This is a genomic window from Pseudomonas sp. S32, from assembly GCF_016648095.1.
GTDB lineage: Bacteria > Pseudomonadota > Gammaproteobacteria > Pseudomonadales > Pseudomonadaceae > Aquipseudomonas > Aquipseudomonas parafulva.
On sequence record NZ_JACVVF010000051.1, the window covers coordinates 21,464 to 33,442 of the forward strand.

Consider the following 11,979-nt stretch of genomic DNA (forward strand, 5'->3'; position numbering starts at 1 on the left):
ATGCCGTATCGTCTGTTTCGCCTCGCCCTGCTGCCGCTGGTCCTCGCGGGCTGTCAGGGCACCAACCCCTATGTGGCCGGTAGCCGGCCATTGCCCCCGGCGCCGGCGCAGGCGGCCAACACCTTCGATGCCAGTGCCTACCCCACTCCTGCCCGGGATTACGGGCACTACCAGAGCTGGGGCTGGCGCAATGGGCAGTTGCCCACCGGCTCGGCAAATGCCGACCCGGCACAATTGGCCGATGCCGTCAGCGCCGCCCTCGACCAGCACGGGCTACGCCCCGCACGCAATGGCTCGCCAGACTTGCTGGTAAGCGCCAACATCCATCTGGAAAAGCGCCTGCGCCAGGTTCGTGATTACGACAGCTATGACCCTTACCCCTACGGTAGTGTCGGCTACGGCGGGTACCGCAACGGTTACGGTGGCTATGCCAGCGTACCGGTGGTGCGCACTTACCAGGTGGAAGTAATGGTGGTACGTGTCGATCTGTATGACGGGCGCAGCGGCCAGCCCGTGTGGAGCGGCAATGCCGAAAGCGGCAGCGACCAGGGGTCGCCACGTGATCGTGATAGTGCTGTGCGCCAGGCCGTCGGCAAGGCACTCAGCGGCTATCCTCCCAGTTAACGCTTAACGGAGAACCATCATGTTGCGCCGTCTGTTTCTACTCTCGTTTGCCGTGTTGCTGGCTGCCTGCTCGAGCAACAACGTGCAGCAGGATTACGACGCCAGTCGCGATTTTGCCGCCTACCGCAGCTGGGCCTGGCAAGAACCTGGGTTGCAGTACCGGCCGGACGATCCGCGCATCAAAAGCGACCTGACCGAACAGCGCATTCGCCAAGCCGTGGCCGATCAGCTCGACCAGCGCGGCCTGCGCCCGGTGCAACCCGGCAAGCAGGCTGACGTTATGGTGCGTACTTATCTGATCGTCGAACAGCGCCAACAACAGATCACCACCAACTACGGCGGAGGCTGGGGTGGCTATTGGGGCGGTTACTGGGGCGGGCCGATGTACAACGAAACCCGCAGCGTCGACTACAAGGTGGCGACCATTCAGGTGGACCTGCTCGACGGGCGCGATGGCAAACTGGTGTGGCGCGGCAGCGCCGAGCAGATCATGAACAACTACCCGCCTGGGCCGGATGAGCGTAACAGCGCCATTCAGAAAACGGTGGCGCAGGTACTGGGGAATTACCCGCCGGGTAGCCGGAGGTAATCGAATGATTGAACAACGCTGAAGCGGGGCTGCCTGGCGGCCCCTGTGTCACCTGCGACAAAATCCATTCCGGCCACGCCTTTTCCCTGCCCACACCCCGCCCGCTCCCGGGTTTCGGTCTATCTTGACTGTGAAACCTGACTGAACAGGTAGTGTTCAACTTCAAGGGAAGGTGGGCTGTCGATGCAAAGCATTGTGCTTCTCCTATGGCTTGCCCTGTGCACCGAACAGGACGTGCGCCAGCGTAAGATCTCCAATGTACTCACCCTCGGCGTAGCCGTCTGCGCGCTATTCTGGCTATTCGCAACCGGCCACACCTGGTTGGGGGCAGACCCCGGCGATGCGGGCTGGGCGTTGGCGATTGTCATGCTGCTTACCCTGCCGGTGTACATGCTCGGCCATTTCGGTGCGGACGACGTCAAGCTGATGGGCGCTCTGGCACTGGCCACAGGGCCCCAGTATGTACTGGGGACCTTCATTGGGGCCGGCATCAGCCTGCTGATCTGGCTGATGACCCGCAGGCGCTTGTGGGCACTGCTCGATGCCAAGGTAAAAAAGCGCCTGCAAGCCCTGACCGAGGCCATGGGCGACAAGCAGGCGTTCGTACCTTACGTACTGGCCGGCTTCCTCCTGACAGCTGTATGGATCCAATGAACATCCCGGCGGTCCGAAGATGTGTACGTGCCTTGTACATATTTCAGAGGTACGGCTACTTTTAAACTGCCAGAGCGTCTAGCCCGGGAGCAGGGCCGTATACGAACAGGGAGTTGATCGTGTCCAGACCAGTGAGTGAAGTAAAGGTGTTGGTGGTCGATGATCAATCGGCCATCGTTGAACAGTTGTGCGAATTCCTCAACGCCAAGGGCTACGCGTGCACATCGGCCCTTTCCACCAACGAAGCGATCGAACGCTACGTGGCCGACCCTGCCATCGGCCTGGTCATCTGCGACCTGCACATGCCTGAACGTGACGGCATCGAGCTGGTACGGGCGCTCAAGCAGATCAACCCGGGGCAGCGCATGTTCGAGGCCATCATGCTGACCGGGCGGGCGGAAAAACAGGACGTGATTCGCGCCCTGCGTGAAGGCTTTGCCGATTACTACCAGAAGCCCATGGACCTGGACGAACTGCTCGAAGGCGTGCGCCGGCAGGAAGAGGTGCTGGTGGAACGCCAACGCAATCTCAGCGACCTCGGCGGGTTGAACCAGCGGCTGCAGGAGCTGGCTGACTCTGTCGACGAGCTGTACCAGGACCTGGAGAAAGCCCGAGGCCTGGGCGCGCACCGTCGCGCTGGGGATGCCGAGGATACCGAGGGCGAGTTGCCTGCGGTGTTCGACAAGCTTTCGCCGCGCCAGCTTGAGGTCGCCCGCCTGGTGGGCAAGGGCAAGACCAACTACCAGATTGCCTGCGAACTGGGCATCACCGAGAACACGGTCAAGCTCTATGTCTCCCAGGTGTTGCGCCTGACCCACATGCACAACCGCACCCAACTGGCGTTGGCGCTGACCCCGGGCTCCGCGCCCGTGCATCAGCGCTTCACCGCCCACTGACGGGCGACACCTGCCGGGCTACCTCACTGGCTGACCTGGAACGTTACGCGGGCTGTTTCGCCGCTTTCGTCCAGTGCGCTCAGCTCGGCCCGCCCTGCCTGTGGCAGGCGTAACGGCAGGCTGCCCTGGCCCTGGGTCTCACCCAGCGGCTGGCCATTCAGGAACCACCAGCGCCGGCCGGCGCCGCCCAGTGCAGACACATCAAGCTGCAATGGCTCAGCACTGTTGGCGGGACGACGCAGGTTATCACCCGGCCGTACCCCGACGATGGACAGCGGTGGCGCGCTGGCCGCAACCTGTGGCGAGCAGCCTGGGTCGATGGCAGGCAGCAGGGCGGCACGGCGCTCTGCCCGCGGTAGCCAGGGTTCCAGCGGCGCCGGCCATAACGCGATATCGCGCTGCCGGGCACCCGGGCAACTGCCATCTACCCGCAACCCACGGTCATTGACCCACACGCTTTCGTGCAACCCCAGGCCCAGCGGTTGATCCGCCGCCTGCAAGGTCGGGGGGATGGTGCCGTCCAGCGTCCAGGCAAAGCGCTGACGCCGGCAGTTCGGGGCGTGCCGCTGCATAGGCTGGCCGAGTGGCCAGCAGATCGCAGCCACCCCCACGCTCGCTGGTACGGGCTGTATCGGTATGCTCAGCCCCCGCTGGCGGTCACGGTTGGTCAACAGGTCATGCACCTGCAGCATCAGCGGTGCAGCAGAGGCCAGGCCGAACTGCCCGGGCACCGGCGTACCGTCGGGCCGGCCGATCCACACACCGATCAGGTAGCGAGGCCCCACCCCGACCGACCAGGCGTCCCGAAAGCCGTAGCTGGTGCCGGTCTTCCAGGCCAGCTGCGGGCGCTGCACCAACTCGGCATGAGGGTCGCGGTCTGGCCGGGCCTGGCCACTGAGGATGCGGCGGATGATCCAGGCAGCACCCGGTGACATCAGGCGATGCTCCACCAACCGAGCCTGAGGCTGCAAACGTATCTGGGCCGTGTTGCCCTCACGGGCCAGTGCCGCATAGCCCCCCACCAGGTCTTCCAGGCGGCTGCCGGCACCGCCCAGAATCAACGAAAGGTTCGGTTCGGCCAGCGGCGGCAATACCAGCGGCAAGCCCGCCATGCGTAGCTGTGCGGCAAAGCGCTTGGGGCCGTAGGCTTCCAGCAGTTGCACGGCTGGCAGGTTGAGTGACAGCGCCAGCGCCGAGCTGGCCGACACCGGGCCACTGAACCCGGACGAAAAGTTGCCGGGGCGATAATCGCCGTAGCGGCGCGGCACATCCTGCAGCAACGACTCGGAATGAATAAGGCCATCGTCCAGCGCCATGCCATACAGGAAAGGCTTGAGCGTGGAGCCTGGCGAGCGCAACGCCTGCACCATGTCGACATGGCCGAAGCGCCTGTCATCCGCCAGGTCGACCGAGCCCAGGTAGGCACGCACGGCCATGTTCTGCGCCTCGACCACCAGGATGGCCGCTGAGGTACGTTCGGGCAGCCGGGCGCGCCAGCCCAGCAGCAGGTCCTCAAGGCGCCTTTGCAGGGCGGCGTCCAGCGTAGTGCGTATCAGGGGCGGGCTACCGGCCGTATTCAGGCGCCGTGCCAGCAGTGGGGCCAACGCCGGCTCCTGGCGTGGCGCCAACAACAGCGGTTCCTCGGCAGCCTCGCGGATGCGCTGCGCAGGCCATACCTGGTATTGCGCCAGGCGTTGCAGCACCTTGTCACGGGCACGCTGCGCGCGTTCTGGGTGTCGGTCCGGGCGCAGCCGGCTGGGGGCCTGGGGCAGCACGGCCAGCAGCGCGGCCTCGGCGGGCGTCAGGTGCAAGGGCGACTTGCCCAGGTAGGCCCAGCTCGCGGCGGCAACGCCCTGCAACGTGCCGCCGAACGGCGCGCGGTCCAGGTATATCTGCAGGATCTCGCGCTTGGGCAAGTGCCACTCCAGCTGTAGCGTGCGCCACAGCTGGCGCAGTTTGCCTGCCAGGGTACGGTCATGCGGGTCGAGCAGCCGCGCCACCTGCATCGACAAGGTACTGCCCCCAGACACCACCCGCCCGCCGCTCAGGTTCAGCCAGGCCGCCCTGGCCAAGGCCAGCGGGTTCACCCCCGGATGGCGATAGAACCAGCGGTCCTCGTAGGTGAGCAGCGCCTCCAGATAAAGCGGCGACACCTGCTCGGGGCTGACCGGGTAACGCCACACACCGTCGGCATCGGCAAAGCGCCACAGGGGCGTACCGTCTTCGGCAAGCACCACGCGCGCCAGGTCGTCCTGGGGCATCGGCAGCGGCCATAGGCGATCAGCCAGCCACAGCAGGCCAACCACAATCAGGCTGCCGAGTAGCGTAGCGCGCAGCAGCTTGCCCGCACGGGTGCGCGGCCACGCTAAGCTTGGCATCGGGAACCGACCTGGCCAGATAATGGCCAAAGGGTTGGGGACGGCACAATCGCCGAGTCGATCATCAGGAAGCAACTATGCATGTAGAAGGTTTTTTCGAGTGGCTGGGCCAGGCGCTGGGGTCGTTGATCCGCATCATCGTCGACGCGTTGAGCGGCCTGTTCAACCTGCTGGCCAATGCCGGTGGCAACTTTGTCGACGGCCTGGCACGCACCCTGGGCATGGACACCTCGCTGGTCAGCATCCTGGCGTTGATCGTCGGCCTGATGCTGCTGTACTCGGCAATCCGCGCGTTCATGCGAGCCTCGATCATCCTCGGGATCATCTGGCTGGTACTGGGGTTGTGGGTGATGAGCTGGGTCATACACTAAGCGCCGGGCTGCCGGGGGTGGGCGCCAGGCAGGCGGGCACATCCCCCCCACTGCCTGGCGCTACCGCTCCCTAACGCGGCTTGACTGTCATTTCCCCTTGCCCGTCACCCACAGCCTGCAGGTTCGGGCGGTACATCGACTCTACCTGCGGCGGCGGCACCCGATAGGTGCCCGGGGTGACTGCACGCGCCAGGTACAGCAGGTGGGTGGTGCCGTAGCCGTCGAGCTTCACGGCCGCGACGTAACGGTCGTCGCGGTATTCCTGGTGCACCACATTGGCGTTCTGCATCGAGCCACGCCACTCTTTTACCGCGCTGCTGGCGTTGTCCAGGCTGGCAGCGCTTTGCGCCAGGTTCTGGTTCTCCAGCTCCAGACCGGCTGGCAGCAGGTCGACTACCAGCGCATCAGGCACACGGTCTTGGGCCTTCAGCGCCAGGTGTACCAGTACCAAGTCACCGCTGCGCAGGTTGCCCAGGTCCAGCGGCTGGCCATTCATGCCCAGGTACTCACGACGGATCTGCATACCATTGCTGCTGGCCGCTGGGGCCTGACGGGGGTAACCCGAAATCGTCAGTTGCTGATAAATCGTCTCGCCGCCCTGGTTCTGCACGGTCAGCGGGGAGGCCAGTAGCGGGCCCTCCAGCTTCATGCCCGCATCGGCGTTGTCGAATTCGCGGATTTCACCCGCGCTGTCCAGCCGCGCTTTCCATGATTTTTCTGGCTTACCGAGCAAGCCACGGCCTGCCAGGAACAGCGCATTGCGCTCTTGGGTAGAGAGCCAGCGGTTGGCAGCCAGCTCATCCGACAGGGCAAACAGGCGTTGATCGACCTGGCCGCTGGCAAGGTTGTTCTCCTGCAGCAGCGCCAGAATCAGCGCCTGATCCCGCAGGGCGCTGCCGTAATCGCCCATCCAGCCTTTACCACGGCTGACTGCAAGGCCAGCCTGCAGCGCCTGCTGTGCACGGGGCTTGTCACCCATTTTGTCCAAGGCCACGGCCAGTTGCACCAGCGGCAGACCAGAGCGGGCATCGGCCCGGCGTTCAAACAGGCCACGCAGCGCGCCCAGCGGTGCCTGCTGGCTGCGCGCCAATACCAGGGCAGCATAGGCCTGGACCGCAAAGCGGGTGTGATCGGCGTTGTCGCTGTAGTCCACTTCGATCAAGTTGCGCTCCTGCAAGTAGCGCAGCAGGCGTTCGTTGGCCTTCTTCAAGGCTTCGGCCGGCACCCCGTAACCCTGGTCACGGGCCCGCAGCAGGAAGTCGCTTACATAGGCGGTCAGCCAGTACTCTTCTTCGCTGTCCGAACTCCACAGGCCGAAGCTGCCGTTGTAACGCTGCATGCCAAGCAGGTGTTCGATGCCCATTTCGATCTTGCGCTTGCGCACGTCTGCCGGTTCGCCCTTGATGCCCAGGCGCTTGAGGCTGTCGGCATCGGCGTACAGCGACGGGTAGAGGCCGCTGGTGGTCTGCTCCAGGCAACCATAGGGGTAGGCCTCCAACGCGCGAATCTGCTCGCCCAGGTTCAGCGGTGGCCGGCTCGACAGCGCCAGTATCGCTTCGACACCCGACGGTTCATAGGCCGCCAGGTCTGCTTCGGGCAAGGTCCAGGGCTGGTCTGACAGCGCCACGCGGTAATGCTTGAGCATGGCCGGATAGGCAGGGCGCACGCCCAGCGTCCATTCACGTTCGAACGCAGCCGCTGGCTCATCCGGCAATTGCAGGCCCGTGACACGCACATGGACCTTGCCCTGCCCGAACCCGCCTTGAGCTTGCACAGGAATCATCAGCGTGGAGCGCTGGCCTTCAGCCAGCGATACAGCCTGCACGGCACTGGCCGTGAGGCTGACTTGCCCCTCGGTGGTGATCTCAACGTTCAACTGTTGGGCACGGCCCGACTGGTTGGCCAGGTCCAGCGCCAGGCGGGTGCGGTCGCCGCCCGCCAGGAAGCGCGGGGCGGACAGTTCGGCAATGAGTGGCGCAGCGACCACGGTCTTGGCTTCAGCCATGCCGAAGTCTTCCTCGGCCCAGGCCTGGGCCATCACGCGCAGTTCACCATTGAAGTCGGGGATATCGACACTGGCCTGGCCTTCGCCGTTTTCGTCCAAGGTCACCGGCAGGCTTTGCTGGGCGACGATGGTCACCGTGGTATTGGGGCGTTTGCCGCCTTTGGCCATGGCCGCATCGCCACCAAATGCCAGGCTGGCCAGGCGACCTTGCCCGGCTTCGATCAGTTGGCCGTAGATGTCCAGCTGGTCGGCGCCATAGGCCTTGCGCCCGAACAGGCTGGCGAAGGGGTCTGGGGTTTTGAAGTCGGTAATGTTGAGGATGCCCACATCCACCGCCGACAGCAGCACATGCACCTGCTTGGGCACGCTGCCATTGCTTCTGGCGGCCTTGATCTTCACGGTAAGCGGCTGTTTGGGGCGCATTTTCTGCGGTGCCTGCAAGCTCACCGCCAGCTTGCGCTCGGCGCGGTCCAGCGGCAGGTGCAACACACCCACTGCACGCTTGGGCGTGGCATTGGCCTTGCGCTCACCCGGGCGAATCACCAGGGTGCTCAGGTACAGGTCGTGGCGCGCCCAGGCCTTGTCCAGCGGCACCTCGAAGGTTTTGCCCTCGGCAGGCACATCGATCTCTTGCCACCACAACGGGCCATCGCTGGACTCGATCATCAGGTAGCCACTGCCCGCGGCAGGCGGGGTGACAGTGACCTTGGCGGTCGCGCCGTCGGCATAGGAGGGCTTGTCCAGCGCCAGCTTGACCTGGTCTGGCCTAACGGCGCCACCTTCGGCGTTATCCTGGGCGCGGTAACCGGCCCAGAAGCGTTCGCTCGACACCACACCGGTCTGTGGGTCTTCCACCTCCACGCGGTACGGGCCCCACTCCACCTGGAAGTTCATCTTGGCGGTTGAGCCCGCCTTGACGCTGAGGGTTTCCTCGCTCTGGGTAAGGGGTTTTTCGTTGTAGGCGTAGCTCCAGCCGTCACTCTGGGAGTAGTTCCAGTAATAATCGCGTCGCTCGCGAATCAACCGCACTTTCAGGTCGTTGGCCGCAAGCTTGTTGCCCTCGCGGTCGGCTACCAGGAATTCGAACTCGACGGGGCCATCGCTGTTGGTTTCTTCACCGTCAAACAGCCCACGCAGCCCGGGCAGGCGCTCGGCGGGCCACACAGGTTGCTCCAGGCGCCGGGTGATCGGCCTGCCACCGGACTCCTGCAAGCTGGCCTGCACGGTCAGTTGCAGCGGCGAACGCGCTTCGCCCCAGCGGCTGGGGATGTCGAGTACGGCCTTGCCCGCCTGGTCGAGGGTGACTTCGTCCAGTTCCAGGTCCTGGGTCAGCTCGGCCTCGGTGACCGAGCCAAACTGGTAGCCGGGCAGCGCAGGCACCGCCTCACGCAGCGGGCGAACATAGGCCTGACCGCTTAGGCGGTTGCCTGCCGCCGGTGCGCCGTACAGGTAGCGGCCGGTCACCTGGATGCGCGCATCTTCATCGGGTGCAAGGGGCTTGCTACTGCCTTTGAGCTCCAGCGCCAGCCGCTCGGGCAGGAAATCCTCGACCAGGAATTCATACACCTGCTTGCGCCCGCCACCCAGGTCGAGCAGCAGCTGCCAGCGGCCGGTTGGGGCCTCGGTCGCCAACTGCAACTGGTATTGGTACAGGCCATTGTTGTCGGCCTCCCAGACAAACTTGCGGCTGACCTGCTCATCCGGGCGCCGCACTTCCACATTCACTGGCTGGGCTTTCACCGGCTTGCCGTCCTGGTCGCGCAGCAAGCCGTTGAGCAGCACCGTCTCACCAGGCCGGTACAGGTCGCGCGGGCCGAAGATGAAGAACTGCAGCGGGTTGGCCTGGGGGCCGGTGATGTCAAACTCGGCCAGGTCCAGGGCTGCAGTATTGAGGCGCAGGAGCGTGGTGTGCACACCCTGGGTTGCGATCAGGGTATCGGCCTTGGTCGTGATCGGCAGTTGGGCATGGCCCTTGCCGTCCGTGCTGGCCTGCGCCAGCAGCTTGCCTTTTTCGTCATGGATTTCGAGGTTGACGCCGTTCAGTGCCTTGCCACCCTCCAGGGCCTGGGCGAAGACGTCGATACGGTCACGGTAACGATGGGCAGACACGCCGATGTCGCTCAAGGTAAACATCGTGGCCGGCTGCGAGTAGTCATAGGTACCCGATGCGCGCATCACCGCCAGGTACACGCCAGGCGCTTGCAAGGGCTTGATGCCAGCAATCGGCAGCAGCACGGTTTCGCGGGTATTGCGCGCAGGGTTGAGGTCGAAGCGGCCGCTGTACACCAGTTCGGCCATGCTCAGGGTATCTTTGGACTGGTAGTACTCCAGGCTGCTGCGGCGCCCCCAGTTGGCGAGGAACGACGAGAGCATGTCCGGTTTGACCCGGAAGAACTCCACATCCACCTTGTCCACGTTCAAGGCAATGACCGGCAGGCCTTCGGCAAGGCGCGTCGGCAGCAGCGAACCCCGGCTGGCAAAGCCGATGGTCGGCTGCATGTCACGGGTTTCGAGGCGGGTGATGGACTCGTCCTGCAACTGCTCACCGTTGACTGCCAGCAAGCCCTTGTCCACGGTCAGCACCAGTTTGCGCTTGGGCTCCAGGTGGCGCAGGCGCAGCTCCATCTGGTTTTCGGACAGCTCCCAGGCGCCATCGACCTTGCCCTTCACGGTATCGACCAGGTGCACCTTGCTGGCGAAGTCCTGTTTGGCGTCCAGCGGCGCCGAGAAGCTCAGCGACAGCGTGGCTGCGCCATCAAGTTGCACCTCGGAGGCGTCCAGCACGGTCAGCTCGCGGCCCTTGTAACGCTCGGCGAGCAATGCCGGATCTTCGCGTTTGACGGGTTGGCTTGCGGCGGCCGTCGGCTTCTGGGCAGGTGCCGGCTTGTCCGGCGTGGAAGAGTCACAGGCGCTAAGCAGGGCCAGCGCACAGGCCAGCAACAATCCTTTGTTGAACATGGAGTACAAACTCTTGGGCAGTATGTAGGTGAGGGCTGCAACTATAGCGCACGCGTAGGCATGGCACCCAGCGCGACGCGGCAAGTGAGACCCTGTTCGCGCTAATTGGTTGCCTGGCCGGTACACTCTGTTGCTGCATTGCCATACGGCTGTACTGCAGCCCCGACTTTCCAGGCCCCCGATGACCTCGATGCTTACCGACTGGCGGCACCGCCCCACCCACCTGAAGGTGTGGGCGCTGGCCGCGCCGATGATCCTGTCCAACATTTCCGTGCCGCTGGTTACCCTGGTGGACAGCACGGTGATCGGCCACCTGCCCCACGCCCATCAGCTGGGGGCCGTGGCCGTGGGCGGCACGCTTTTCACCTTCATGGTGGGCCTGCTGGGGTTTCTACGCATGGGGTCTACCGGTTTCGCTGCCCAGGCAGCCGGGCGGGGCGACGGCGCGGCCTTGCGCCAGGTGCTGGCGCAGGGGCTGCTGCTGGCCCTTGCCCTGGCTGTGCTGATCGTCTTGGTGGCCCTGCCCTTCAGCCAGCTGGCCCTGCATGCGATGCAACCCAGCGCCGCGCTGCTGCAATCCACCGAGGCATTCTTTCACACCCGGCTGCTGGGTTTGCCGGCGGCGCTGGCCAGCTACGCGCTGGTTGGCTGGTTCCTGGGCACCCAGAATGCACGGGCGCCCCTGGCGATCCTGCTGACCACCAACCTGCTGAATATCGCGCTTAACCTATGGTTCGTGCTGGGCCTGGACTGGGGGGTGCTGGGTTCGGCGCGGGCGTCGGTGATTGCCGAGTGGAGCGCTGCCCTGCTCGGCCTGGCACTCACCCGCCCAGCCTTGCGAGCCCACCCTGGGCGAGTGGCGTGGCGGGCACTCACCCGCTGGCAGGCCTGGCGGCCTCTGCTGGCAGTGAACCGCGACATTTTTCTGCGCAGCCTTGCGTTGCAAGTGGTGTTTCTGCTGATCACGGTGCAAGGCGCTCGCCTGGGTGAAGCGACCGTGGCGGCCAATGCACTGCTGCTCAACGGCCTGCTGCTCACGGCCTATGCCCTGGACGGGCTGGCCCATGCAGTCGAAGCCTTGTGCGGCCATGCCATTGGTGCACGGGACCGCGACACCTTGCGGCGCTCCCTGGTGATAGCCGGTGGCTGGTCACTGTTCGTCAGCCTGGGTTTTGCCGGGTTGTTCCTGCTGGGTGGGCACCTGTTCATCGACCTGCAGACCAACATCGAAAGCGTGCGCATGGCGGCGTACCCGTACCTGCCCTACCTGGCGGTGCTGCCGTTGATTGCGGTGTGGAGCTACCTGCTGGACGGGCTGTTCATCGGCGCGACCCGGGCACGGGAGATGCGCAATGCAATGTTGCTGTCGGTGTTGGTGGCACTGCCCTTCGGCGTGGTGATGAGCGGGTTTGGCAACCATGGGTTGTGGCTGGCGTTTCTCGGCTTCATGGCGTTGCGGGCGGTGACGCTGGGTTGGGTGGGGTGGCGGTTGCAGGTGCGGGGG

Annotated in this window: 8 protein-coding genes; 6 read left to right on the forward strand and 2 right to left on the reverse strand. The window is 64.9% G+C overall.

The genetic code is table 11. From position 1 onward, the window contains the following. From IAE38_RS20490 to IAE38_RS20505, 4 genes are all read left to right on the forward strand, one after another. On the forward strand, positions 1 to 624 hold the full coding sequence (locus tag IAE38_RS20490) for a DUF4136 domain-containing protein (RefSeq protein WP_201219013.1): 624 nt from the start codon (positions 1 to 3) through the stop codon (positions 622 to 624). Positions 625 to 643: 19 nt separating this feature from the next. Then, positions 644 to 1,213 (forward strand): DUF4136 domain-containing protein, encoded by a 570-nt coding sequence (locus tag IAE38_RS20495; protein WP_201219015.1) that lies wholly within the window; start codon positions 644 to 646, stop codon positions 1,211 to 1,213. A 183-nt stretch (positions 1,214 to 1,396) separates the two neighbouring features. Continuing rightward, entirely contained in the window at positions 1,397 to 1,867 is a 471-nt protein-coding gene (locus IAE38_RS20500) for an A24 family peptidase (protein ID WP_201219017.1), read from the forward strand. A 119-nt stretch (positions 1,868 to 1,986) separates the two neighbouring features. Further along, complete coding sequence (locus IAE38_RS20505) at positions 1,987 to 2,763, forward strand: response regulator (protein ID WP_201164935.1); 777 nt, start codon at positions 1,987 to 1,989, stop codon at positions 2,761 to 2,763. Between the two features lie 23 nt (positions 2,764 to 2,786). On the opposite strand, the gene pbpC is transcribed toward IAE38_RS20505, so the two are convergent. Further along, positions 2,787 to 5,141 carry a peptidoglycan glycosyltransferase PbpC gene (pbpC, locus tag IAE38_RS20510; RefSeq protein WP_201219019.1) on the reverse strand — a complete coding sequence of 785 codons (2,355 nt, stop codon included), beginning with the start codon at positions 5,139 to 5,141 and terminating at the stop codon, positions 2,787 to 2,789. 77 nt (positions 5,142 to 5,218) lie between these two features. Here pbpC and IAE38_RS20515 point away from each other — a divergent pair, with 77 nt between their 5' ends. Further along, the gene (locus tag IAE38_RS20515; RefSeq protein ID WP_028633002.1) at positions 5,219 to 5,512 is read left to right on the forward strand and encodes a hypothetical protein; all 294 of its coding nucleotides are present in this window, start codon (positions 5,219 to 5,221) and stop codon (positions 5,510 to 5,512) included. 70 nt (positions 5,513 to 5,582) lie between these two features. Here IAE38_RS20515 and IAE38_RS20520 read toward each other — a convergent pair whose 3' ends face one another. Next, positions 5,583 to 10,475: an alpha-2-macroglobulin family protein gene (locus IAE38_RS20520; protein ID WP_201219021.1), complete on the reverse strand. Its 4,893-nt coding sequence runs from the start codon at positions 10,473 to 10,475 to the stop codon at positions 5,583 to 5,585. 181 nt (positions 10,476 to 10,656) lie between these two features. Between IAE38_RS20520 and IAE38_RS20525 the strand changes: the two genes are divergently transcribed. After that, positions 10,657 to 11,979: MATE family efflux transporter (locus IAE38_RS20525; protein ID WP_201219024.1), on the forward strand; the 1,323-nt coding region annotated here is incomplete at its 3' end.

Bases quoted from the DNA above. Each gene is read 5' to 3' on its own strand.
- IAE38_RS20490 (WP_201219013.1), top strand. From the start codon at position 1: ATGCCGTATCGTCTGTTTCGCCTCGCCCTGCTGCCGCTGGTCCTCGCG.
- IAE38_RS20495 (WP_201219015.1), top strand. From the start codon at position 644: ATGTTGCGCCGTCTGTTTCTACTCTCGTTTGCCGTGTTGCTGGCTGCC.
- IAE38_RS20500 (WP_201219017.1), top strand. From the start codon at position 1,397: ATGCAAAGCATTGTGCTTCTCCTATGGCTTGCCCTGTGCACCGAACAG.
- pbpC (WP_201219019.1), bottom strand. From the start codon at position 5,141: ATGCCAAGCTTAGCGTGGCCGCGCACCCGTGCGGGCAAGCTGCTGCGC.
- IAE38_RS20515 (WP_028633002.1), top strand. From the start codon at position 5,219: ATGCATGTAGAAGGTTTTTTCGAGTGGCTGGGCCAGGCGCTGGGGTCG.
- IAE38_RS20520 (WP_201219021.1), bottom strand. From the start codon at position 10,475: ATGTTCAACAAAGGATTGTTGCTGGCCTGTGCGCTGGCCCTGCTTAGC.